The organism is Pseudomonas sp. HP_08 (assembly GCF_055284095.1).
The window spans coordinates 1-22,874 of sequence record NZ_JBTOQC010000017.1; the positions used below are offsets into that span (position 1 = coordinate 1).

A 22,874-nucleotide genomic window follows, 5' to 3' on the forward strand; every position below is an offset into this window, starting at 1 on the left:
GCCCGATGGAGTGGCGCCGGAGTGAGGGTACCCCGAAGGGGCCCAGCCAGGAGCAAACGGTTTGGTTACTTTGCCATGACAAAGTAACCCGGCCCGAAGAGGGCCGGAACCCCTCTAACAGCCCATCACCGCAAGTCCATTCGACAACAGATAGCGATCCGGCTGGCCCCTACGACGGCACACGCTTTAGCGATATTCCTTGACCAGCTCGATCAGCTTCTCGGCCACCGCCTCTGAACTGGCCGGGTTCTGCCCGGTAACCAGCCGATCATCCTCGACCACGAACACGCCCCAGTCCGGGCCTTTCTCATACAGCGCGCCGGCCTTCTTGAATTCATCCTCGATCAGAAACGGCACCACATCGGTCAGGCCGACGGCCTCTTCTTCACTGTTGGTAAAGCCGGTCACCCGACGGCCTTCGATCAATAGCGCGCCATCGAAGGTTTTGACATGGCGCAGCACGCCAGGCGCGTGGCAGACAAAACCGATCGGCTTGCCGGTGCGCAGGAAGCTTTCGATCAGGCCGATCGAGGTCTGCGACTCGGCCAGATCCCACAGCGGGCCATGACCACCGGGATAAAACACGGTGTCGAAGTCCTCGACCTTGACCGTGTCGAGTTTCACCGTGCTGGCCAGCGCGTCCTGGGCGGCGCCGTCGGCCTTGAAGCGATGCGTCGCTTCGGTCTGCGCATCAGGCTCATCGCTTTTCGGGTCCAGCGGCGGCTGACCGCCGGCCGGTGAAGCCAGCACCACCTGCGCACCGGCATCCTTGAACACGTAGTAGGGTGCCGCGAACTCCTCCAGCCAGAAGCCGGTTTTCTTGCCGGTGTCGCCGAGTTGATCGTGGGAGGTCAGAACCATCAGTACTTTCATTGCAAATTGCCTCGTGTGGGTGGGCATTCCGTGAGTGTCTGCTCAAGCGTAAAGCGGCCTTGATGTCTGTTTGAGTCGCCTGAGCGCTCAAGTTTCCAAAAAACTCTGTTTGTCGGCTGAATCAGCACGCCGATCAGTCAAGGTTCAGGCGTGCCGGTGTATTGAACTAGCGTTATCAGCCTGTGATCTCAAACTGATGCCGTACTCGGTGTGCGGCAACCCTTATCCGGAATTGTTCATCCCATGTCGAAAACACAGTACGCCTTAATCCGCCGATGGTGGCCGCTAGCGGTCATCGGCGTTATTGCCGGCTCCCTGGCGCTGGCCTTTGCCTGGAGCGCGGGCTGGATCGGCGAGCGGGTCACCAGCAAAGCGTTCGTCAATGCATCCCCGACCTTCCCGCCAGGCTTTCGTCGTGCGCATGGCAAGGGCCTGTGCTTTGCCGCGACCTTTCGTCCGACCGAAGAAGGCCGGGCACTGTCGAAGGCGCGAGCCTTTGCGCAGCCGCAAACACCCATCGTGGGGCGCTTCTCGGTAGGGGCTGGCAGCCCGTTTGCCGGAGATGACTCGACCAAGACCATCAGCATGGCGCTGTTGATGACCACCGACGATCACCAGCAGTGGCGCATGGCGATGAACAACCAGCCGTACTTCGCCACCCATGACGCCGAAGGCTTTCTGGCCCTGCAAAAAGCCATGGCGCCCGATCCGGCCACCGGCAAGCCGGTTCCTGAGCAGGTTGCGCAGTTTCTGCAGCAGTACCCCGAGGCGCAGAAGTTTCTCGACCGCGCCAAGGCGGCACCGGCACCGGGCAGTTATTCCGGGGTGGATTTCCACGGCATCAACGCCTTTATCCTGACCTCGGAGCAGGGCAAGCGCGTGCCGGTGCGCTGGCACATGCGCGCGCACGACGCCTTTGTCGAGCGCAGCGCACAGGCCGGCCAGGACTTTCTGTTCCAGGACCTGAAAAACAAGCTGGCCGACAAGCCGCTGTACTGGGACTTTGTCATGCAAGTGGCGCAGCCCGGTGACCCGGTCGATGACCCGTCGCAGCCATGGCCCGCCGACCGCCAGCAAGTGGTAGCCGGCACGCTGGAAGTCACCCAGGTTGCCGATCAGGCCACCGGCGCCTGCCGAGACATCAATTTTGACCCGACCATCGTGCCGGTCGGCGTCGACCTGTCCAACGACCCGATTCTTGTTGCCCGCTCGGCCGCCTATTCACGCTCGTTCAATGCGCGCGAACGGGAGATCGGTTATGGCAAAGCCACGGATGCAGTCGGCAATCCGGCCGAAAAAAGGAGCGCGCCATGAAGCCGTCCACTGAACAATCGCCACGCCACTTCAATACCCTGGCGCGCGTGCTGCACTGGCTGATGGCATTCATGATTCTGGCCATGCTGTTTATCGGCGTCGGCATGGTCAGTTCGGTGCACCACCGGATTTTCCTGATCGACCTGCACCGTCCGCTGGGCCTGGCGATTCTGCTGCTGGCGCTGGTGCGCCTGATCAATCGCCTGACCCACAAGCCGCCACCGTTGCCGGCCAGCGTGCCGGGCTGGCAGGCGTTCCTGGCCAAGGCCTCGCACGTTATGCTTTATGCCCTGATGCTGACACTGCCGGTACTTGGCTGGGCGCTGCTGTCGGCCGGTGGTTATCCGGTCACGGTGTTCAGCGGCTGGAACCTGCCCGCCATCGTGCCGGCCAGCCCGCAAGCCTATGCCTGGCTGCGCGATGCCCACGGCCTGCTGGCCTGGACCCTGTTTGCCACCGTGCTGGCGCATTTGTCGGCGGCACTGCTGCATGCCTGGGTGTACCGCGATGGCGTGTTTTCGACGATGACCTGGCGTCGATAGTGTTTTGAATCGATAGCGTCTCGAATGGGTAGCGCTTTGAATTGATGGGTTTCAAATGAATACAACCAACGATACACCGGAGCTTGCCAGCGAACTTCCGCCCCTGGCCTGGCCGCAATTTACCGATGACAACGCACGACTGGAGTGGTGGCGTTCTTGCGTGCAGGCCTATCTCTCGCTGTGGGAAAAACCCGATCCCCTCAGCCCGGTCAGTACTCAGGCGCTGGAGGCACTCGAACAGCGGCTGGGATGTTCGCTGCCGCCGTTGCTTCGCACCTATCACGAGCACATAGGCACACTGAACCTGGCCGAGACGCTGTGCAGCGTGACGCCGGCCAAATACGCCAGCATCGAGCCGCTGCGTGAGGCCTATCCCGGCATTACCGACATTCTTGAAGATGCCCCCGATGCCGATCAGCAATGGGCGCTGGTCAACGCCTTGATCGCTTTCGGCGACTATCTGGGCAACGGCAACCTGTGGTGTTTTCACCGCGAAACCGGTGAGGTCTGGTACTTCGATCACGACGACGCGCCCATGCTCACGCAAATCTTCACCGACGTGGGTCAGTACCTCGATGTGTTGATGTTCAAGTGCCTGCTCGAAGCCCATGGCGAAGAAGACAATGAAGACCTGCTGCGCGAGCACCTGGGCGATGAGATCGTGCAGAAGTGGATGTATTGAGCGGGTAGGCGGGAACGCAATATTTCTTTGCGCCGACACCCGCACTGCGCCGATTGGCCTTGGTCATATTTCGTAACCTTTGCTGGCGCCGCTGGGCAAGGGGAGTTTTCACTCCATTGCCTGGAAGCTTTCCATGTCAGCCATTCCTTCTTCTGTCGCCGCCACGCGCGGTGAGCCCTCACGGCGCACCCGCCGCGGTCTGGACGCACTCAACTTCACCCTGGCCGATGTGCGCGACGGCCTGGGACCGTATCTGGCCATTTACCTGATTGCGGTGCGCGGTCCGGGTGAAGGCTGGAACGAGGCCACTGTCGGTTTCGTCATGACCCTGGCAGGCCTTGCCGGGTTGCTGGCGCAAACACCGATGGGCGCGCTGATCGACCGCACGCGCAACAAACGCGCAATGATCGGTATCGCGGCACTGGTGGTCACGCTGTGCTGCCTGGTGCTGCCGCTGATTTCCAACTTCTATGCCGTGGCGCTCACCCAGTCCATGGCGCAGGTGGCGGCGGCGATCTTTGCCCCGGCGCTGGCGGCCATTACCTTGGGCATCGTCGGCCCTGCGGCCTTCACCCGGCACATCGGTCGCAACGAAGGCTTCAACCATGCCGGCAATGCGTTTTCGGCCGCACTGGCGGCCATGCTGGGCTATGCGTTCGGGCCGATGGTGGTGTTCTGGCTGATGGCGGTGATGGCGGTCGCCTCGATCGCGGCCTTGTGGCGCGTGCCCGCGCACGAGATCGACAACGATCTGGCGCGTGGGCTGGAAGAGGGCACAGCGCATGATCCCCAACACCCTCCGGTGTCGGCCTGGAAGGTGTTGCTGTCGAACCGGCACCTGATGCTGCTGGCGCTGCTGGCGGCGATCTTTCACTTGGCCAACGCAGCGATGCTGACCTCGATCGGCCAGCAACTCACCCACATCGTCGGCAAGGACAGCGCCACCTCGCTGGTTGCGCTGTGCATCGTCGCGGCCCAGTGCGTGATGGTGCCGGTGGCCATTGTGGTGGGCCGGACGGCCGACCGCTTCGGGCGCAAGCCGATCTTCCTGCTGGCGTTCGCAGTGCTGGCGATTCGCGGCGTGCTCTACACCTTTTCCGATAACCCGTATTACCTGGTCGCGGTGCAATGCCTGGACGGCATCGGTGCCGGTATTTATGGCGCGCTGATCCCGGTGGTCGTGGCCGACCTCACCCGCGGCACGGGCCGTTTCAATATCAGCCAGGGCGCGATTGCGACGGCGCAAGGCGTGGGCGCATCGATCAGCGCCACGGTCGCCGGGGTGATCATTGTGCAGTTCAGCTACGCCCATGCCTTTCTGACCCTGGCGGCGGTGGCAGGAGTCGGGTTTGTGCTGTACCTGCTGCTGATGCCGGAAACCTCGGGCATCTCTGCCAGCAAGGAGATTATGCAAGCGCCTGCGTGATCAGCTTGTATGCAATTTGCCGCTATGCTTTTGCAAGGCTGGCCACGGACAGTGGGGCAGCAGAACAAGAACAATCAGACCTTGGACAAGGATGACTCGCCCATGATGTACCGCACCTTGACTGCATTTTTTGTAGTTTCCTTCGCACTGACAGAAAGCCCCTTTATTCTCGCCGCCTCAACCGCGCCGGTCGCTGCCGAAAACGGCATGGTGGTCACCGCTCAGCACCTGGCCAGCCACGTCGGCGTCGATGTGCTCAAGGCCGGCGGCAATGCGGTGGATGCCGCCGTGGCGGTGGGTTACGCGCTGGCGGTGGTTTACCCGGCTGCCGGTAATCTGGGCGGTGGCGGCTTCATGACCGTGCAGATGGCGGACGGCAAGAAGACCTTTCTCGATTTCCGCGAAAAAGCCCCGTTGGCCGCCACCGCCGACATGTACCTGGACAAGGACGGCAACGTGATCCCCGGGCTCAGCTCGCGCGGGCACCTGGCGGTCGGTGTGCCGGGCACGGTGTCGGGCATGGAATACGCGCGTGAAAAGTACGGCAGCAAACCCCGCGCCGAGCTGATTGCGCCGGCGGTCAAGCTGGCTGAAGAAGGCTTTGTGCTGGAGCAGGGCGACGTCGACTTGCTGTGGACCGCCACCGAAGACTTCAAGAAGGACATGAAGGACTCAGGCTCGATCTTTCTCTCGGACGGCAAGCCGATGCAGGTCGGCCAGAAGCTGGTGCAGAAGGACCTGGCCAGGACCCTGCGCGAGATCTCCAGCAAGGGTCAGGACGGTTTCTACAAGGGCTGGGTGGCCGATGCCATTGTCAGTTCCAGCAAGGCCGGCAAGGGCATCATCGTCCAGGCCGACCTTGATCGCTACAAGACCCGCGAGCTGGCGCCGGTTGAGTGCGATTACCGTGGCTACCACGTGGTTTCCGCGCCGCCGCCCAGCTCGGGCGGTGTGGTGATCTGCCAGATTCTGAACATTCTCGAAGGCTATCCGATGCAGGACCTGGGCTTCCGTTCGGCCCAGGGCACGCATTATCAGATCGAGGCGATGCGTCACGCCTATGTCGACCGCAACAGTTACCTGGGTGACCCGGATTTCGTGAAAAACCCGGTCGAGCATCTGCTGGACAAAAAATACGCAGCCAGACTGCGCGAGGCCATCGACCCGCAAAAGGCGGCGATTTCCAAGGACCTGGCGCCGGGCATCGCACCGCATGAAGGCAACAACACCACGCATTATTCGATCGTCGACAAATGGGGCAACGCGGTGTCGGTGACTTACACCCTCAACGACTGGTTCGGTGCCGGGGTCATGGCCAGCAAGACCGGCGTTATCCTCAACGACGAGATGGACGACTTCACCGTCAAGGTCGGCGTGCCCAACATGTATGGCCTGGTGCAGGGCGAAGCCAACGCCATCGCGCCCGGCAAGGCGCCGCTTTCGTCGATGAGCCCGACCATCGTCACCAAGGATGGCAAGACCGTGATGGTGCTCGGCACGCCGGGCGGCAGCCGGATCATTACCGCGACCTTGCTGACCATGCTCAATGTCATCGACTACGGCATGAACATTCAGGAAGCGGTGGACGCGCCGAAATTCCATCAGCAATGGCTGCCTGAGGAAACCAACCTGGAAAACTTCGCCGTAAGCCCCGACACGCGCAAAATCCTCGAAGGCTGGGGGCATAAATTTGCAGGCCCGCAAGACCCCAACCACCTGGCCGCGATTCTGGTCGGCGCGCCTGCGCTGAACGGCACACCGGTGGGCAATAACAAGTACTACGGCGCCAACGACCCACGGCGCAACACCGGATTGTCACTCGGTTACTGAACTTACCCCCAGTAGGAGCGCGCTTGCCCGCGACCGGCTGCGTTAGCAGTCGTAAATTCTCAGCGTTTCCGAAATTTTGCGAGCGCTGCGCACTCGGTCGCGGGCAAGCGCGCTCCTACAAGGGCCCACATACAGATTATTGATCTTTTACACTTTCTTTATGCGAGAGCCGCACTCGTGCTCTCGTTCCTTTACGCCCATCTTGCTGACAATCCCTGACACACGGCGGTCGCCGTACTGATCTGATCAGCTAGGGGATTTCAATGAGCGTGCTGGATGGGGTGTCACTGTTGCTCGGTATCGGGCTGTTCATTTACCTGTTGGTTGCGCTGTTGCGCGCCGATCACCAACAGGAGTGAGCATGAACATTCATGACTTTCTGTTGATAGGCGCCTTTGCCCTGTTGTTGCTGGGCGGCGCGCCGTTGCTGGGGCGTTTCTGGTACCGGGTGATGGAGGGCGAGCGCACCTGGCTGACGCCATTGCTGGGGCCGGTCGAGCGCGGGTGTTATCGCCTGAGCGGTGTCGATCCGCAGGCCGGGCACAGCTGGAAAACCTACGCCGTGGCGCTGCTGGCCTTCAATCTGGCCGGTTTCGTGCTGCTGTTCGCCTTGTTGATGCTGCAAGGCGTGCTGCCGCTTAACCCGCAGCAATTGCCGGGTCTGGAATGGACGCTGGCGTTCAACACCGCCGTCAGCTTCGTCACCAACACCAACTGGCAGGCCTACAGCGGCGAAGCCTCGCTGAGTTACCTGAGCCAGATGCTCGGCCTCACCGTGCAGAACTTCGTCAGTGCCGCCACCGGCATCGCCGTGCTGGCGGTCCTGTGCCGTGGCATTGCCCGGCGTTCGACCACGCAACTGGGCAACTTCTGGGTCGACCTGACCCGCGCCACGCTCTACGGCCTGCTGCCGGTGTGCATCGTGCTGGCGCTGTTACTGGTATGGCAGGGCGTACCGCAAAATTTTGCCCACTACGTCGATGCGCTGACCCTGCAAGGCGACCCGCAAAGCCTGCCGATGGGCCCTGCGGCCAGTCAGATTGCGATCAAGCAACTGGGCACCAATGGCGGCGGCTTCTTTGGCGTCAACTCGGCGCACCCGTTCGAAAACCCCACGGCGCTCAGCAACCTGCTGGAGCTGGTGGCGATCCTGCTGATTCCGGCCGCCCTGGTGTTCAGCTTCGGTCACTACGTCAAGGACCTGCGCCAGAGCCGGGCGATTCTGGGCTGCATGCTGTTGCTGCTGAGCCTCGGCGCCGGGCTGGCGTTGTGGGCCGAGTACGCACCGAATCCGACGCTGGCCATCGCCGGTGTCGAGCAGACCGCTTCGCTGGAGGGCAAGGAAGCGCGCTTCGGCGTGACCGGCACCACGCTGTGGGCAGTGGCCACCACGGCGGCCTCCAACGGCTCTGTGAACGGCATGCACGACAGCCTTAACCCGCTGACCGGCATGATCGCGCTGGTCAACATGATGGTCGGCGAGGTGATCTTCGGCGGCGTCGGCGTGGGCCTCAACGGCATGCTGCTTAACGTGCTGATCGCGGTGTTTCTCGCAGGCCTGATGATCGGCCGCACCCCGGAATACCTGGGCAAGAAACTCCAGGCCCGCGAGGTCAAGCTGCTGGTCGCGACCTTGCTGGTGATGCCGCTGGGCGTGCTGGTGCTCGGCGCCATCGCCGCCAGCCTGCCGGGCCCGGTGGCCTCGGTCAGCAACCCCGGCGCGCATGGCTTCAGCCAGTTGCTGTACGCCTACACCTCGGCCACGGCCAACAACGGCTCGGCGTTCGGCGGTTTTGCCGCCAACACGCCGTTTCATAACCTGATGCTGAGCCTGGCGATGTTGCTCGGGCGCTTCGGCTACATCCTGCCCGTGCTGGCCCTGGCCGGGAGTCTTGCGAGCAAGCACGCCGCGCCGCAAGGCAGCGACAGCTTCCCGACGCATGGCCCGCTGTTTGTCGCCTTGTTGACCGTGACCATCGTGCTGGTGGGCGGCCTGACCTTTCTGCCAACCCTGGCCCTGGGGCCGATTGCCGATCATCTGAGCCTGGGTTTTTAAGGAGCCGATCATGAACATGCCCGTAACCGATACACCCGCGCAGGCCGGCGCTGACGCCACGCCTGCTCAGGCTTCGACCCGTTTTGCAGCACTGTGGCGCCCGGCGCTGCTGCAGGCGTTCATCAAGCTGGACCCACGGCAACTGGTGCGTTCGCCGGTGATGCTGGTGGTCGAACTGACCGCCATTCTGACCACCGTGCTGTGCGTGATCCCCGACCCGCGGGTGCCGACCGGCATCGCCGTGCAGATCGCGTTGTGGTTGTGGTTTACCGTGTTGTTCGCCAACTTTGCCGAGGCGCTGGCCGAAGGCCGTGGCAAGGCCCGCGCCGACAGCCTCAAGGCCGGCAGTGAAGGCCTGAAAGCGCGCCTGCGTGACGCCGATGGCACGTTTCGCGTGGTCGACGCCACGGCCTTGCGCAAGGGCGACGTAGTGCGCGTCGAGGCCGGTGAAATGATCCCCGGCGACGGCGAAGTCATCGCCGGCATCGCGGCGGTCAACGAGGCGGCGATTACCGGTGAATCGGCGCCGGTGATCCGCGAGTCCGGCGGCGACCGTTCGGCGGTCACCGGCAACACGCGGCTGGTGTCCGACTGGCTGCTGGTGCGCATCGGCAGCAACCCCGGCGAGTCGACCCTGGACCGGATGATCGCGCTGGTCGAAGGCGCCAAGCGCCAGAAAACCCCTAATGAGGTGGCGCTGGACATCCTGTTGATCGGCCTGACCCTGATCTTCTTGCTGGTGGTCATCACCTTGCAGCCGTTTGCCCGCTTCGCCGGTGGCAGCCTGCCGCTGGTGTTTCTGGTGGCGCTGCTGGTGACCCTGATTCCGACCACCATCGGCGGGCTGCTGTCGGCCATCGGCATTGCCGGCATGGACCGCCTGGTGCGCCTGAATGTGATTGCCCGCTCGGGCCGCGCGGTGGAAGCGGCGGGGGATGTGCACGTGCTGCTGCTCGACAAGACCGGCACCATCACGTTCGGCAACCGCCGCTGCGCCGGCCTCTACGCCGCGCCCGGTATCAGCGCGCAGCAATTGAGCGAGGGCGCCTTGCTGGCCTCGCTGACCGACGACACCGCCGAGGGTAAATCCATCGTCGAGTACCTGCGCAACCTGCACCCGTTTCAGGAGCCTGCACTGAGCGCGGTGACCGGCGTGCCGTTCAGCGCCGAGACGCGGCTGTCGGGCGTCGACTATCAGGGCCGGGTGTACCGCAAGGGCGCGGTGGATTCGCTGCTGGCGTTTATCGGCCTGAGCCGTGAAGACCTGCCCGCGCCGCTGCAGCGCGAAATCGAACGCATCGCCAAATCCGGCGGCACACCGCTGCTGGTGTCTGGCGAAGGCCGGCTGCTGGGCGCGATCCAGCTCAAGGACGTGGTCAAGCCGGGGATTCGCGAGCGCTTTGAAGAGCTGCGCAAACTGGGCATCCGCACGGTGATGGTCACCGGCGATAACCCGCTGACGGCGGCGGCGATTGCCGCTGAAGCCGGGGTCGACGATGTGCTGGCCGAAGCGACGCCGGAGAAAAAGCTGGAGCGCATCCGCTTCGAGCAAGGCCAGGGCCGGCTGGTCGCCATGTGCGGCGACGGCGCCAACGACGCCCCGGCGCTGGCCCAGGCCGATGTCGGCGTGGCCATGAACGACGGTACACAGGCTGCCCGCGAAGCGGCCAACATGGTCGATCTGGACAGCGACCCGACCAAGCTGCTGGACGTGGTGCAGGTCGGCAAGGAATTGCTGGTCACCCGTGGCGCGCTGACAACGTTTTCCATTGCCAACGACGTGGCCAAATATTTTGCCGTGCTGCCGGCGCTGTTCGCCTCGATCCATCCGCAACTCGGCGCCTTGAACCTGATGCAACTGGCCAGCCCGCAAAGCGCGATTGTCTCGGCGATCGTGTTCAACGCGCTGATCATCGTGGTGCTGATTCCGCTGGCCCTGCGCGGGGTCAAGGTCCAGGCCGCCAGCGCCGCGCACCTGCTGCGCCGCAACCTGCTGATCTATGGCGTCGGCGGCCTGGTGGTGCCGTTTGTGGGGATCAAGGCGATTGACCTGATGCTCGTTGGCCTGGGCCTGGTGTGACGGCTTTTCGCCGATCCCGCAGGCCCGCGTAAACCGTGATGTACCCGAACGATCCAGAGGATTGACTGATGTTTTCTACCTTACGCCCGGCCCTGACCTTGCTGACGCTGTTGACCCTGATCACCGGCGTGGCTTACCCGCTGGCGGTCACCGGTGTGGCGCAACTGGCCTTTAACGATCAGGCCAATGGCAGCCTGATCCGCGACGCCGACGGCCAGGTCCGTGGCTCGCAACTGATCGCTCAGCCCTTGAACGGCGAGCAGTGGTTTCAGCCACGCCCTTCGGCGGCCGCGTATGCCACGGTGGCCAGTGGCGCGAGCAATCTGGCGCCCGGCAACCCGGCACTGGCGCAGCGCGTTGGCGAAGACGCCGCCCGTCTGGCGCAGGCCGGGCAGGGCGTTGTGCCGCTGGCGCTGCTGACCACCTCCGGCAGCGGCCTTGACCCGCACTTGCCGCCACAGGCCGCCGACTGGCAGGCTGCACGCATCGCCGGCGCGCGCAAGGTGCCGGTCGAGCAGGTCAGGGCGCTGATCGCCGCGCACACCGAACGTCCGTTGTTCGGGCCGCCAGTGGTCAATGTGCTGGCCTTGAATCGCAGCCTTAACACTCTATAACCCGAGAGCGCCCCAGAACGTGAGCAACCCAGGTCTAGCCGATGCCCTCCTGGCCCAACTGCCCCGCGCAGGCCGGGGCCGTTTGAAAGTCTTTCTCGGTGCCGCCCCCGGCGTCGGCAAGACCTACGCCATGCTGCAAGCCGCGCACAGCCAGTTGCGCCAGGGCGTCAATGTGCTGGCCGGCGTGGTGCAGACCCATGGCCGGGCTGAAACCGAGGCGCTGCTGGCCGGCGTGCCGCAGCTGCCGATGCGCCGCTCGCAGTACCGCGACATGACCCTGGAAGAAATGGACCTCGACGGCCTGTTGCAGGCGGCACCGGCGCTGGCACTGGTCGACGAGCTGGCGCACAGCAACGCGCCCGGCAGCCGTCACGCCAAACGCTGGCAGGACGTTCAGGAACTGCTGGCGGCGGGCATCGACGTTTACACCACGGTCAACGTCCAGCACCTGGAAAGCCTCAATGACCAGATTCGTGGCATCACCGGCGTGCAGGTGCGTGAAACCCTGCCCGACTGGGTGTTGCAGGAAGCCTTCGAGCTGGTGCTGATCGACCTGCCGCCGCGCGAGTTGCTGGAGCGGCTGCGCGACGGCAAGGTCTATGTGCCGGAGCAGGCGCGGGCGGCCATCGATGCCTTTTTCAGCCAGACCAACCTCAGCGCCCTGCGCGAGCTGGCGATGCAGACCGCCGCCGCCCAGGTCGACAACGATCTGGCGCAAGGCTACCGCCAGCGCGGCCAGACGGCGCCGGCCTTGCGTGGGCGCTTGCTGGTCGGCGTCGACGGCGATGCCCAGGCCGAACAACTGGTGCGCCATGCCAGCCGCGTCGCCCAACGGCGGCATTTGCCCTGGAGCCTGGTGCATGTCGATGCAGGCCAGCCGCTCGACGAGCAGGGCCGCAGTTACCTGCAAAGCGCGCAGCAACTGGCCGAGCGCCTGGGCGGCGAGGTGGTCAGCCTGCGCGCCGGCGAGGTGGCGCGCACCCTGTTGCAGCACGCCAGCCAGCGCCGCGCCAGCGTGGTGATGGTCGGCCAGTCGCGGCATCGCTGGCGGCGTCGGCTGTTTGGCGCCGGCGTGGCCGGGCGTTTGCTGCGCGAGGCGCACGGGCTGGAAATCAGCGTGTTCGACAATGACAGCGTGCCGCCGCCGCCACGCCGCGCGTTGCGTTATCCGGCCAAACGCTTCGACTATGCACTGGCGGTGCTGGCCACGGCGCTGGCCAGTGGTGTGGCCTGGGGCATTGCCGGGCTGCTCGAGCTGCCCAATATCTCGCTGATTTTTCTGATGGCCGTGCTGCTGGTGGCGGTGCGCAGCAGCATGGGCCCGGCGCTGGTGTGTGCGGTGCTGTCGTTTCTGGCCTATGACTTCTTGTTTATCGCGCCCAGTTTCTCGTTGAGCATTCAACGCGAAGAAGATGTGCTGACCCTGGTGTTCTTCCTGCTGATGGCGGCCCTGACCGGCCAGCTCGCCAGCCGCCAGCGTCGGCAGTTCAATGCCCTGCGCGGTACGCAGGAGGAAACCAGCGCCTTGCTCGACCTGTCGCGCAAGCTCACCGCCGCCACCGACCGGCAAGCGGTGCTGCGCGCCGCCGAACAGCATCTGAGCGGCTGGCCCGGCCTGCAGTTGTGCCTGTTGGGCCGTGATGCCGAGGCCGGCTGGCAAGTGGAAATCGGGGGGCCGCTGACCTTCAGCGAAGCCGAGCGCGTGGCGGCCGATTGGGCCTGGCAACACGACCAGCCGGCCGGGCATGGCACCGGCACCTTGCCGTCCGGGCGCTGGTGGTGGTGGCCGGTGTCGGCCGAAGACGGGCCGCTGGCGTTGCTGGGCGTGTGCCCGCAAGAAGGCCATGCCTTCAGCGCCCAACAGCGGCGTTTGCTCAGCGCCCTCAGCCAGCCGCTGGCTCAGGCGCTGGCCCGTGCGCAACTGGCTCAGGACCTGGAGGCAGCGCGCTTGCAGGGTGAAACCGAACAACTGCGCAGTGCCTTGCTGGCCTCGGTGTCCCATGATTTGCGCACGCCGCTGACGGCGATGCGCGGCAGCATCGACAGCCTGCTGGCCCTCGGTGAGGCCATTCCGGTTGCCGACCGCTATGAATTGCTCGAAGGCACACGCGACGAGGCCGAGCGCCTGGACCGCTATATCCAGAACCTGCTGGACATGACCCGGCTGGGGCATGGCGCGCTGAAACTGGCCCGCGACTGGGTGGCGCCGGCCGACATTGTCGGCAGCGCGTTGAACCGCCTGCGTGCGGTGCTCGCGCCGTTGCAGGTGCGCGTGCAGGTGGCGGATGAGTTGCCGCTGCTGTACGTGCACGCCGCGCTGATCGAGCAGGCACTGGTCAATGTGCTGGAAAATGCCGCGCGCTTTTCGCCTGCCGGCGCGTTGCTGGAGGTCGATGCCTCTGTGCATGAGGGCGCGCTGTGCTTTGCCGTCAGCGATCAGGGCCCGGGCATTCCCGAGGCCGAGCGCAGCAAGATTTTCGACATGTTCTACACCGCCGCCCGTGGCGATCGCGGCGGGCAGGGCACAGGGCTGGGCCTGGCGATCTGTCAGGGCATGGTCGGTGCGCATGGCGGCCGGGTCAGCGTGACGTCGGGTCGCGAAGGCAAAGGCACCTGCATGACCCTGCACCTGCCGTTGCCGACCCAGCCACCGCTGGAGATCGAATGATGGCTCGCTGGCAGGTTTACGTTAGGCTGGCAGCCTGTTTCGGCATGCAAGGCGCAAGGCAATCATGAGCCAGACCTCGACCATTCTGGTCATCGACGATGAACCGCAGATCCGCAAATTCCTGCGCATCAGCCTCGCCTCGCAGGGCTACAAGGTGCTGGAAGCGGCCGACGGCGCCGAAGGCCTGAACCAGGCGGCGCTGAATCGCCCGGACCTGATCGTGCTCGACCTGGGCCTGCCGGACATGGACGGCCAGCAGGTGCTGCGCGACCTGCGCGAATGGCTGCGCGTGCCGGTGATGGTGCTGTCGGTGCGCGCCAGCGAAGCACAGAAAGTCCAGGCACTGGACGCCGGCGCCAACGACTACGTGACCAAACCGTTCGGCATTCAGGAATTCCTGGCACGGGTGCGTGCCCTGCTGCGCCAGGCCCCTGAAGGCCAGCAAGCGCAAGCGGCGCTGCAACTGGGTCCGCTGAGTATCGACCTGGCCGCCCGCCGGGTGCAGCTCGACGGCACGGACGTGGCCCTGACCCGCAAGGAATACGCGGTGCTGGCGCAACTGGCGCGCTACCCCGGCCGGGTCATCACCCAGCAACACCTGCTGCGCGAAATCTGGGGCCCGACCCACACCCACGACAGCCACTATTTGCGCATCGTCATCGGCCATCTGCGTCAGAAACTCGCCGACGACCCGACGGCGCCACGATTCATCATCACCGAAGCCGGCGTGGGCTATCGCCTGGCGGCGCAGGACTAGAGGTTTCACTGACCTTCGAGAGGCGCTCTGCTCTGGGCGGCATGGCGACCATGAGGTCAATCGCCAGCAAGCTGCCTCCCACAGACCAGCGTCGACCCTTCCTCAAGGCTGGACACATAAGCTGTGGGAGGCTGCTCTGCAGGCGATGAGGCCTTGCGCATCTGCTTCCCACAGACCAGCGTCGACCCTTCTTCAAGGCTGGACACATAACCTGTGGGAGGCTGCTCTGCAGGCGATGAGGCTTTGCGCATCTGCCTCCCACAGACCAGCGTCGACTCTTCTTCAAGGCTGGACACATAACCTGTGGGAGGCTGCTCTGCAGGCGATGAGGCTTTGCGCATCTGCCTCCCACAGACCAGCGTCGACTCTTCCTCAAGGCTGGACGCATAAGCTGTGGGAGGCTGCTCTGCAGGCGATGAGGCTTTGCGCATCTGCTTCCCACAGACCAGCGTCGACTCTTCTTCAAGGCTGGACACATAACCTGTGGGAGACTGATCTGCAGGCGATGAGGCTTTGCGCATCTGCCTCCCACAGACCAGCGTCGACTCTTCTTCAAGGCTGGACACATAACCTGTGGGAGGCTGCTCTGCAGGCGATGAGGCCGGCATGGTCAAAAACAGTTGCTGCCTTGCACAGGTTGAGGTGCGGATCAACAGGGTTATTTGCTTTCATACCGGTCCAGTGTGTCGCGGGCGATTTCGCGGCCCAGGGCGATCAGTTCCGGGGCTTTGTAGAACTCGAAAAAACGGCACACGCGCTTGGGCACGTTGATCAGGATATCCGGCGGGTAGCCGGCGATCTTGTATTGCGCCAGCGAGGTTTGCATCACCTCGAAACTCTGGTTGATCAGGTCCAGCAACGAGGCGGGGCCGACGTTATCGACGATCACCGCACCGGTGGCCGACTTCGGAGCGCCAGGGCTTTGCGGGCTGGCGGCGGCTTGTTCGCTGAGCCACGGGTTGTCGATCTGCGGGCTGTCGAGCCGGGCACTGGCGGGTCGGGTCTCGCCGGGTTCAAGCTTGCGCCGAAACGGCAGGCGCGAGCCCAGCGAGTCGATCAGCAGGTCGAAGCGTTTCTTGACCGCTGGCGGCCGCTCGATCACCGGCAAGCTGTAGTTTTGCGCCTGGGTCGCATTGAGGTTGACCGCCACGATCAGGTCGCAGTGGCTGGACACCACCGGCACGATGGGCAAGGGGTTGAGCAGGCCACCGTCGACCAGCATGCGCCCGCCCTGCAATACCGGGGTGAACAGGCTGGGAATCGCCGCCGAGGCGCGCATTGCCTGGTGCAGGCAGCCTTCCTGAAACCAGATTTCCTGCTGGTTGGTCAGGTCGGTGGCCACCGCCGTGTAGGGAATGGCCAGGTCTTCGATATTGATTTCACCGACGATTTCACGAATCTTGCCGAAGACTTTCTCGCCGCGAATGGCGCCCAGGCGAAAGCTCACGTCGACCAGGCGCAGCACATCGAGGTAATCCAGGCTTTCGATCCACTGCCGGTAGTGGTCCAGCTTGCCGGCCGCATAGACGCCGCCGACCACCGCGCCCATGGAGCAGCCGGCGATACAGGCAATTTCATAGCCACGGCGTTCCAGTTCTTCGATCACGCCGATATGCGCATAACCACGAGCCCCGCCGGAACCCAACACCAATGCTATTCGTTTGCTCATCTGCGGGTCCTTGTTCGAATTAATTGATCGCGCAGCGCAAAGATCAGGCGACAAAAACAGTTACGCTTGCCGCCCGCGATCATGGCACTTTCAATGCACCGGATCGTCAAACGCGCATCTCCCCCCGTTATCTTGAGGAAACACCCCATGAAAGCCTGGATCTGTCTGCCATTGATCATCGTGGTTCTCGCAGGCTGCGCTGGCAAGACCAGCTATCGCGCCAGTTGCGGCAATCAGCTCGACAGCGCCTGGAAAGAGCTCGATCTGGCCAAGGCCGAAGGCTTTGCCGGCACCGTCAGTTATTCCAAAGCGCTGTCTTTGTTGACCGGGGCCAAGACACAGCAACAGTTCGAAGCCTTTGAAGGCTGCACCGAAAAAGCTGAAAAGGCACGTTTCTATATTCGCGAATCGCGCGCCGGTCGTTAATTACGTCGCTAATTACAGCGGCCTCCCTGACGAAAAAGCCTACGCTAAAACTACAGTGTTCATACGTGTGGCCGGGTAATGGCCTTAAGTAGTCGTGGAGAGGCTTTATATGGGCACAAAGCTGGATGCATGCCTGAGTGCGATCAACGAGGTGGTACTGGGCAAGGAAACGCAGGTTCGTCAGGCCATGACCTGCCTGCTGGCGGGCGGTCATTTGCTGATCGAAGACTTGCCGGGGATGGGCAAGACCACCCTCAGCCATACTCTGGCCCGGGTGCTGGGCCTGAGTTATCAGCGGATTCAATTCACGTCTGACCTGTTGCCGGGGGATATCCTCGGCACCTCGGTGTTCGACCGCGACACCGGGCAGTTCACCTTTCATCCGGGGCCGATCTTCGCCGAGCTGGTGCTGGCCGACGAAATCAACCGCGCCACGCCGAAAAGCCAGAGCGCCTTGCTGGAGGCCATGGAAGAAGGGCAGGTGTCCATCGAAGGCGCCACGCGCCTGCTGCCCGATCCGTTTTTCGTGATTGCGACCCAGAACCCGTTCAGTTCCGGCGGCACCTTTGCGCTGCCCGAATCGCAGCTCGACCGCTTTCTGATGCGCATCTCCATGGGTTACCCGGCGCGGGCCGCCGAGAAAGCCCTGCTGCTGGGCCAGTCGCGGCGCCAGCTGTTACCGCAGATCAAGCCGCTTCTCGACCACGCCCAATTGGGCCTGCTGCAAGCCCAGGCGCGGCAGGTGCGGGTCAGCGATCCGCTGGTCGATTATGTGCTGCGCCTGGTCGATGCCACACGCAGCCAGGCGCAGTTCGCCTATGGCTTGTCGCCACGCGCCAGCTTGGCGATTCTGGCCGCGGCGCGTGCGTGGGCCATGTTGCTGGGCCGCGATTATGTGATTCCCGAAGATGTCCAGGCGGTCTTGCCTGCGGTCATCGGCCATCGCCTGCGTGACCGCAACGACCCGACCGGGCATGGCGGCAGCGTGCTGGTGCAGGGCTTGCTGCGCGATGTGGCGGTATTGTGATCAGCCGGTTCAAGCCGCACTGGCAGCGCTGGCTGGTGCGGCGCATTCCGCCGGCGGCGAGCATTGCGCTGGATCATCGGCGCATCTTCATTTTGCCCACCCGCAGCGGCGCGGTGTTCCTGCTGGTGTTGGTGCTGATGCTGCTGGTGGCGATCAATTACCAGAACAGCCTGGCCTATGGCCTGACCTTTCTGCTCGGTTCGGTGGGCGTGCTGGGCATCCTGCACACCTATCGCAACCTCAGCGGCATGGTGATCAGTGCCGGCACCACGCGGGCCGTGTTTGTCGGCGAGTCGGTGCAACTGCGCCTGCGCCTGGAAAGCATCGGCGCCGCCCATCAGGCCATCGGCGTGGGCTGGAGTGCGCAGCACATGCAGCAGTACGACGTGCTGGCGGCCGGCAACAGCGAGGTCGAACTCAGCCGCCCGGCCGATGCCCGAGGCTGGTTACGCGCACCACGGCTGCGCATCGAGAGCGTGTTCCCGCTGGGGATTCTGCGTGCCTGGACCTGGCTTGACCTGGAACAGACGGTACTGATTTACCCGCGGCCTGTGCCGGGCACCATGCCTTTGCTGGCCGGTGTACAACCGCATGCCGAGGATGACGGCCAGGCCACACGCGGCCAGGGCGTCGACGATTATCAGGGCCTGCGCCATTACCAGCCCGGCGACAATCGCCGGCGGGTGCACTGGAAAGCCTGGTCGCGCGGGCAAGGCTTGCTGGTCAAGGACTTCACGGACTTGAGCGGCCATGACCTGTGCCTGGACTTCATGGTGCTTGAGGGCGATATCGAAGAGCGCTTGTCGCGGCTGTGCTACTGGGTGCTCGAACTGTCGCAGCGCCAGCAGCCGTTTGCCCTGCGCCTGCCGGGTTTCGAGGTGGCCATGGACAGCGGCGAAGGGCACCGCGAAGTCTGCCTGCGGGCGCTGGCGTTGTACGGGAGCCGGCCATGAGCGAGCAGGCCCCGTCGATGCCGGTCATGAATGAACAGGCGCGCCAGACGCTGCCGATTCCGCGTATCTGCCTGACCTGGCTGCTGCTGGCCCAGGCGCTGGTCATCGTGCCGTTTGCGCTGCACATTCCGCCGCCGCTGATCATGCTGTGGCTGGTGTGTACCCTGTGGCGCATCCAGATTTTTCGCATGCGCGCGCGTTTGCCGGGCACCTGGGTCAAGGCTGGTCTGCTGGTGGGCACGGCCGGCGGCGTGTACCTCGCACGCGGCAGCCTGGTGGGCCTGGAGGCGGGCGCTGCGCTATTGATTGCGGCCTTTATCCTGAAAATGCTTGAAATGCACACCCGTCGCGATGCGCTGGTGCTGATCTTTCTCGGTTTCTTCTGCGTGGTCGTCGGCTATCTGTTCGAAGACAGCCTGGTGTGGGCGCTGTTTACCCTGTTGCCGATCGGTACGTTACTGGCAGCCTTGATCGGCTTGCAGCAGGTCGATGTGGCCAGCAAGCCGGAGGCGACCTTGCGCCTGTCGCTCAAGCTGATGCTGCAAGCGCTGCCGCTGATGCTCATCCTGTTTCTGTTTTTCCCGCGCCTGGACCCGCTCTGGTCATTGCCGCAACCGAGCAACAAGGGCGTCACCGGTTTGTCCGACAGCATGGCGCCGGGCGACATGGCCGAGCTGAGCCGCTCGGCCGCGCTGGTGTTCCGGGCAAGCTTCGAGGGACCTGCGCCGGCGCGCAACCAGTTGTACTGGCGCAGCCTGACCCTGGATCAGTTCGATGGCCGGCGCTGGTCGCAATCGGGGCGCAGCCAGTCGGTGCAACTGGCGCAGTGGAGCAAGCAGGGTGAACCGCTGGCCTACAGCATCGTGCTGGAGCCCAGCGGCCGGCCATGGCTGCCCAGCCTCGACGTCGCCGAAACCCGCGCTGAAGAAGTGCGCCTGATGAGCGATTTCCGTTTGCAGCGTCGTCGCCCGGTCTCTCAGGCATTGCTGTACGCCGCGCAGTCCTGGCCGCAAGCGCTGCGCGACACGCAAATCACCGACAACATTCAGCACCAGGCGCTGCAACTGCCGGCGCGTGGCAACCCGGAAGCGCGGCAGTGGGCGGCCGATCTGAAGCGCCGCTACCCGCAGCCGGACCGGCTGGTCGAAGCGCTGCTGGGCTGGTTTGCCGAGCAACCGTTTCATTACACCCTCAAGCCGCCGACGCTGGGGCCGGACAGCATCGACGATTTCCTGTTTACCAGCCGCCAGGGCTTCTGCGCGCATTACGCCGGGGCCATGGTCTTTGTGTTGCGCGCCGCCGGCATCCCGGCGCGGGTAGTGGCCGGCTATCAGGGCGGCGAGTTCAACCCCGAAGGCGACTACCTGACCGTGCGCCAGTTCGATGCGCATGCCTGGGTCGAATACTGGCAGCCGCAGACCGGCTGGCGCAGTGTCGACCCGACCGCCGCCGTGGCGCCGCAACGCATCGAACAGGGGCTTGAGCAGGCGTTGTCGGCCGACGAGGCGTTTCTGGCCGACTCGCCGATGTCGGCCTTGCGCTATCGCCATGTGCCGTGGATCAACGCTGTGCGCCTGAGCTGGGATAACCTCAACTATGGCTGGCAGCGCTGGGTGCTGGGTTATCAGGGCCAGCAGCAGTTGCAGGTGCTCGACCGCTGGTTCTCCGGCTGGCAGGTGCCGGCGTTCGTGGCCGGCCTTGGCCTGGCCCTGAGCCTGGTTGCCCTGTGGATCTTCAAGCCCTGGCAGCGTGAAAACGATGCGCAACTTCGCCTGTTCAATGCGTTCGAACGCTTGTTGGCGCGGCATGGACTGCGGCGTCTGCCGGGCGAGGGCGCGCAAGCCTTTGGCGACCGCGCCAGGTTGGCGATGCCGCAACAGAGCGAAGCCATCGAGGCGTTTATCGCGCAGTTCATGCTGTTGCGTTATGCCGCTTCTGCCTCTTCGTTGCACGGCCTGCGCCGCGCCCTGAAACGCCTGCGCCGCGATTTGCCGTGGCGGCGGGCGACCATCAAGGACAAAAATCAATAAGCCCAGTGGGGGATATATGTCATCGATGGTGGGTCATCTGATTGCCGAATTACTGGTGCTGGAAGTCAAGCTGCTGGCGTGTCAGGCACGCCTTGCCGTATCGACCGACAGCGAAGCGCTGCACGACCTGCGTACCACGGTGCGGCGGCTGCGCAGCCTGTTGCGACCGCTACGCGGCTTGAGCGGGGTCGATGCGCTGGAACAGGCCGCCCGTGACATCGGGCAACTGACCACGCCGTTGCGCGACCTGCAGGTGCTCAGCGAGTACCTGCACGAGCAGGGCCGGCACGCGCTGGCCCGACCGCGCGACGAATACCTGGAGCGGGTTTGCCCGCCGGTGGCCAACAGCGCTGAACTCAAGCACTTGCTCAAGCTGCTCGAACAATTGCCGGCGCGCCTGCGAGACCAGCAGCGCGGTGGGCAATTGCGCGGGCTGCGCAAGCGCATCGAGAAGCAGATGGACAAGCAATGGAAAAAACTGCGCGAGGCCATGGCCGACCCCGAACACGACCGCCATCGCCTGCGGTTGTTGATCAAGCGGGTGCGCTACGCCGCTGAAGCCTATCCCGAACTCAGCCACCAGCCCAAAGGCATGCGCGCCCGGCTCAAGGAGGCGCAAGGCGCGCTGGGCGACTGGCACGACCATTTGCAATGGCTGGCGCTCGCTGATCAGCACGCCGACCTTTCACCGTGCATTGTCCTTTGGCAGTCAGGCATCGTGCGTGCCGAGGAGCAGAGCGACGTTGCTCTGGAGCGGCTTGGCAAGGCGTGCTTCGGTAAATAAGACATTTTGGCCGCATTTATGGCGTGTATGGCTTCATGGTCTGTCGATCAGGCTGGGTAACATCGCGTTACTTCAGCATTGAAAACCCAGGGAGCCATCATGAACTTTGCCGAGCTGATTGCTGCGGTCACCGATAATCCGCGTTCAGTCGTGATCCCCGCACACTGGGCGCAAGGCCGGGCCAGTTTTGGTGGCCTGGTGGCTGCCCTGCAATACCTGGCGATGCGTGCGCAGGTGGCTGAGGACCGCCCGGTTCGCTCGCTGGCGATTACCTTTGTCGGGCCGGTGGCGCCGGATGTGCCGGTGGCGTTCGAGGTCGAGATCTTGCGTGAGGGTTCAGCGGTGACCCAGGTGCTGGGTCGTGCCGTACAGAATGGCCAGACCATGGCGCTGGTGCAAGGCAGCTTCGGCGCGCCGCGCGAGTCGGTGGCCCGTTATGAATTGCCAGTGGGCCCCACCGACCTGAAGCCTGTAGAGCACAGCTTCACCTTGCCCTTCGTCAAAGGCGCGATGCCGGACTTTCTTCAGCATATGCAAGTGAACTGGGCGCTGGGCGGCTTGCCGTTCAGCAATACCCCGTCGCCGGTGATTGGCGGTTATGTGCGCCTGCGCGATGCCGAGCAGCAACCCTTGAGCGAAGCGCATGTGCTGGCGCTGGTCGATGCCTGGCCGACCGGGCTGCTGACCTGGATGAACAAACCGATCCCGGCCAGCTCGCTGACCTGGACCATCGAATTCATCCACCCGCAGCCTGCCTTGACCACCCACGACTGGTGCAGCTACCGCGCCGAAATCGAGCACGCCCGTGACGGTTACGGCCATACCGCCGCCACCTTGCGCGCCCCGGATGGCGCCTTGATCGCGATCAGCCGGCAGACGGTCACCGTGTTTGGCTAACGTTTAGTGTCCTGGCCGTGACGCTGCAGGCCCACGGCCGCCACCAGGCCGATGACACCCACGCCCAGCGAGGTCAGGCTGGCCGAAACCACACCGTCGAGCAGCAACAGCGCCGCCAGGATAAAAATCGGCACCGCGATCAGGCGCAAGGTCGAATGCGGCTGCTCGGGGTTATGTTCATGCCAGTGCCAGACAGACAGATTGGAAATGCGCTTGGCCATACTTCGATCCTCGACTCAAGATTGC

Annotated in this window: 20 protein-coding genes; 17 read left to right on the forward strand and 3 right to left on the reverse strand. The window is 64.0% G+C overall.

Annotated features, from left to right (window positions below; all coding sequences use genetic code 11):
• Positions 1–186 precede the first annotated feature (186 nt).
• Entirely contained in the window at positions 187–873 is a 687-nt protein-coding gene (locus ACYAS9_RS16475; protein ID WP_463569341.1) for a type 1 glutamine amidotransferase domain-containing protein, read from the reverse strand.
• Between the two features lie 243 nt (positions 874–1,116).
• On the opposite strand from ACYAS9_RS16475, the gene ACYAS9_RS16480 reads away from it, so the two are divergent.
• From ACYAS9_RS16480 to ACYAS9_RS16530, 11 genes are all read left to right on the forward strand, one after another.
• Positions 1,117–2,187, forward strand: coding sequence for a catalase family peroxidase (locus tag ACYAS9_RS16480; RefSeq protein WP_463569342.1), 1,071 nt, complete (start codon positions 1,117–1,119; stop codon positions 2,185–2,187).
• On the forward strand, positions 2,184–2,729 hold the full coding sequence (locus ACYAS9_RS16485) for a cytochrome b (protein ID WP_463569343.1): 546 nt from the start codon (positions 2,184–2,186) through the stop codon (positions 2,727–2,729). The genes ACYAS9_RS16480 and ACYAS9_RS16485 overlap by 4 nt, the downstream gene beginning before the upstream one ends.
• 55 nt (positions 2,730–2,784) lie before the next feature.
• The gene (locus tag ACYAS9_RS16490) at positions 2,785–3,411 is read left to right on the forward strand and encodes an SMI1/KNR4 family protein (protein ID WP_463569344.1); all 627 of its coding nucleotides are present in this window, start codon (positions 2,785–2,787) and stop codon (positions 3,409–3,411) included.
• Positions 3,412–3,526: 115 nt separating this feature from the next.
• Positions 3,527–4,837 carry an MFS transporter gene (locus ACYAS9_RS16495; RefSeq protein WP_463569431.1) on the forward strand — a complete coding sequence of 437 codons (1,311 nt, stop codon included), beginning with the start codon at positions 3,527–3,529 and terminating at the stop codon, positions 4,835–4,837.
• A gap of 105 nt (positions 4,838–4,942) precedes the next feature.
• On the forward strand, positions 4,943–6,667 hold the full coding sequence (ggt, locus tag ACYAS9_RS16500) for a gamma-glutamyltransferase (protein ID WP_463569432.1): 1,725 nt from the start codon (positions 4,943–4,945) through the stop codon (positions 6,665–6,667).
• 263 nt (positions 6,668–6,930) lie between these two features.
• Positions 6,931–7,026, forward strand: coding sequence for a K(+)-transporting ATPase subunit F (gene kdpF / locus ACYAS9_RS16505; RefSeq protein WP_463569345.1), 96 nt, complete (start codon positions 6,931–6,933; stop codon positions 7,024–7,026).
• A 2-nt stretch (positions 7,027–7,028) separates the two neighbouring features.
• Positions 7,029–8,723 (forward strand): potassium-transporting ATPase subunit KdpA, encoded by a 1,695-nt coding sequence (kdpA, locus tag ACYAS9_RS16510; RefSeq protein WP_463569346.1) that lies wholly within the window; start codon positions 7,029–7,031, stop codon positions 8,721–8,723.
• 10 nt (positions 8,724–8,733) lie between these two features.
• The gene (kdpB, locus tag ACYAS9_RS16515) at positions 8,734–10,803 is read left to right on the forward strand and encodes a potassium-transporting ATPase subunit KdpB (protein WP_463569347.1); all 2,070 of its coding nucleotides are present in this window, start codon (positions 8,734–8,736) and stop codon (positions 10,801–10,803) included.
• 68 nt (positions 10,804–10,871) lie between these two features.
• The gene (gene kdpC, locus ACYAS9_RS16520) at positions 10,872–11,417 is read left to right on the forward strand and encodes a potassium-transporting ATPase subunit KdpC (RefSeq protein ID WP_463569348.1); all 546 of its coding nucleotides are present in this window, start codon (positions 10,872–10,874) and stop codon (positions 11,415–11,417) included.
• A gap of 19 nt (positions 11,418–11,436) precedes the next feature.
• Entirely contained in the window at positions 11,437–14,085 is a 2,649-nt protein-coding gene (locus ACYAS9_RS16525; RefSeq protein WP_463569349.1) for a DUF4118 domain-containing protein, read from the forward strand.
• A gap of 64 nt (positions 14,086–14,149) precedes the next feature.
• Positions 14,150–14,842 carry a response regulator gene (locus ACYAS9_RS16530; protein ID WP_463569350.1) on the forward strand — a complete coding sequence of 231 codons (693 nt, stop codon included), beginning with the start codon at positions 14,150–14,152 and terminating at the stop codon, positions 14,840–14,842.
• A 658-nt stretch (positions 14,843–15,500) separates the two neighbouring features.
• Here ACYAS9_RS16530 and ACYAS9_RS16535 read toward each other — a convergent pair.
• On the reverse strand, positions 15,501–16,511 hold the full coding sequence (locus ACYAS9_RS16535; RefSeq protein WP_463569351.1) for a patatin-like phospholipase family protein: 1,011 nt from the start codon (positions 16,509–16,511) through the stop codon (positions 15,501–15,503).
• A 147-nt stretch (positions 16,512–16,658) separates the two neighbouring features.
• Here ACYAS9_RS16535 and ACYAS9_RS16540 point away from each other — a divergent pair, with 147 nt between their 5' ends.
• The 6 genes from ACYAS9_RS16540 to ACYAS9_RS16565 all read left to right on the forward strand — a co-directional run bounded on the left by ACYAS9_RS16540 (position 16,659) and on the right by ACYAS9_RS16565 (position 22,628).
• Positions 16,659–16,937, forward strand: coding sequence for a hypothetical protein (locus tag ACYAS9_RS16540; RefSeq protein WP_459744271.1), 279 nt, complete (start codon positions 16,659–16,661; stop codon positions 16,935–16,937).
• Between the two features lie 109 nt (positions 16,938–17,046).
• On the forward strand, positions 17,047–17,964 hold the full coding sequence (locus ACYAS9_RS16545) for an AAA family ATPase (RefSeq protein ID WP_463569352.1): 918 nt from the start codon (positions 17,047–17,049) through the stop codon (positions 17,962–17,964).
• Complete coding sequence (locus ACYAS9_RS16550; RefSeq protein ID WP_463569353.1) at positions 17,961–18,917, forward strand: DUF58 domain-containing protein; 957 nt, start codon at positions 17,961–17,963, stop codon at positions 18,915–18,917. The genes ACYAS9_RS16545 and ACYAS9_RS16550 overlap by 4 nt, the downstream gene beginning before the upstream one ends.
• Positions 18,918–18,943: 26 nt before the next feature.
• A complete protein-coding gene (locus tag ACYAS9_RS16555) occupies positions 18,944–20,947 on the forward strand; it encodes a transglutaminase TgpA family protein (RefSeq protein ID WP_463569433.1) in 2,004 nt (667 codons plus the stop codon).
• 16 nt (positions 20,948–20,963) lie between these two features.
• Positions 20,964–21,731, forward strand: a complete 768-nt coding sequence (locus ACYAS9_RS16560) for a CHAD domain-containing protein (RefSeq protein WP_463569354.1) — start codon at positions 20,964–20,966, stop codon at positions 21,729–21,731.
• Positions 21,732–21,830: 99 nt separating this feature from the next.
• A complete protein-coding gene (locus tag ACYAS9_RS16565; RefSeq protein WP_463569355.1) occupies positions 21,831–22,628 on the forward strand; it encodes an acyl-CoA thioesterase in 798 nt (265 codons plus the stop codon).
• Here ACYAS9_RS16565 and ACYAS9_RS16570 read toward each other — a convergent pair.
• Positions 22,625–22,849, reverse strand: coding sequence for a hypothetical protein (locus tag ACYAS9_RS16570; protein WP_463569356.1), 225 nt, complete (start codon positions 22,847–22,849; stop codon positions 22,625–22,627). The two genes, ACYAS9_RS16565 and ACYAS9_RS16570, sit on opposite strands and share 4 nt — an antisense overlap.
• Positions 22,850–22,874: the final 25 nt, after the last annotated feature.

Excerpts from the sequence above, each read along its gene's own strand:
- ACYAS9_RS16475 (WP_463569341.1), bottom strand. The coding sequence starts at position 873 with ATGAAAGTACTGATGGTTCTGACCTCCCACGATCAACTCGGCGACACC.
- ACYAS9_RS16480 (WP_463569342.1), top strand. The coding sequence starts at position 1,117 with ATGTCGAAAACACAGTACGCCTTAATCCGCCGATGGTGGCCGCTAGCG.
- ACYAS9_RS16485 (WP_463569343.1), top strand. The coding sequence starts at position 2,184 with ATGAAGCCGTCCACTGAACAATCGCCACGCCACTTCAATACCCTGGCG.
- ACYAS9_RS16490 (WP_463569344.1), top strand. The coding sequence starts at position 2,785 with ATGAATACAACCAACGATACACCGGAGCTTGCCAGCGAACTTCCGCCC.
- ggt (WP_463569432.1), top strand. The coding sequence starts at position 4,943 with ATGTACCGCACCTTGACTGCATTTTTTGTAGTTTCCTTCGCACTGACA.
- kdpF (WP_463569345.1), top strand. The coding sequence starts at position 6,931 with ATGAGCGTGCTGGATGGGGTGTCACTGTTGCTCGGTATCGGGCTGTTC.
- kdpA (WP_463569346.1), top strand. The coding sequence starts at position 7,029 with ATGAACATTCATGACTTTCTGTTGATAGGCGCCTTTGCCCTGTTGTTG.
- kdpB (WP_463569347.1), top strand. The coding sequence starts at position 8,734 with ATGAACATGCCCGTAACCGATACACCCGCGCAGGCCGGCGCTGACGCC.
- kdpC (WP_463569348.1), top strand. The coding sequence starts at position 10,872 with ATGTTTTCTACCTTACGCCCGGCCCTGACCTTGCTGACGCTGTTGACC.
- ACYAS9_RS16530 (WP_463569350.1), top strand. The coding sequence starts at position 14,150 with ATGAGCCAGACCTCGACCATTCTGGTCATCGACGATGAACCGCAGATC.
- ACYAS9_RS16535 (WP_463569351.1), bottom strand. The coding sequence starts at position 16,511 with ATGAGCAAACGAATAGCATTGGTGTTGGGTTCCGGCGGGGCTCGTGGT.
- ACYAS9_RS16540 (WP_459744271.1), top strand. The coding sequence starts at position 16,659 with ATGAAAGCCTGGATCTGTCTGCCATTGATCATCGTGGTTCTCGCAGGC.
- ACYAS9_RS16545 (WP_463569352.1), top strand. The coding sequence starts at position 17,047 with ATGGGCACAAAGCTGGATGCATGCCTGAGTGCGATCAACGAGGTGGTA.
- ACYAS9_RS16555 (WP_463569433.1), top strand. The coding sequence starts at position 18,944 with ATGAATGAACAGGCGCGCCAGACGCTGCCGATTCCGCGTATCTGCCTG.
- ACYAS9_RS16560 (WP_463569354.1), top strand. The coding sequence starts at position 20,964 with ATGTCATCGATGGTGGGTCATCTGATTGCCGAATTACTGGTGCTGGAA.
- ACYAS9_RS16565 (WP_463569355.1), top strand. The coding sequence starts at position 21,831 with ATGAACTTTGCCGAGCTGATTGCTGCGGTCACCGATAATCCGCGTTCA.
- ACYAS9_RS16570 (WP_463569356.1), bottom strand. The coding sequence starts at position 22,849 with ATGGCCAAGCGCATTTCCAATCTGTCTGTCTGGCACTGGCATGAACAT.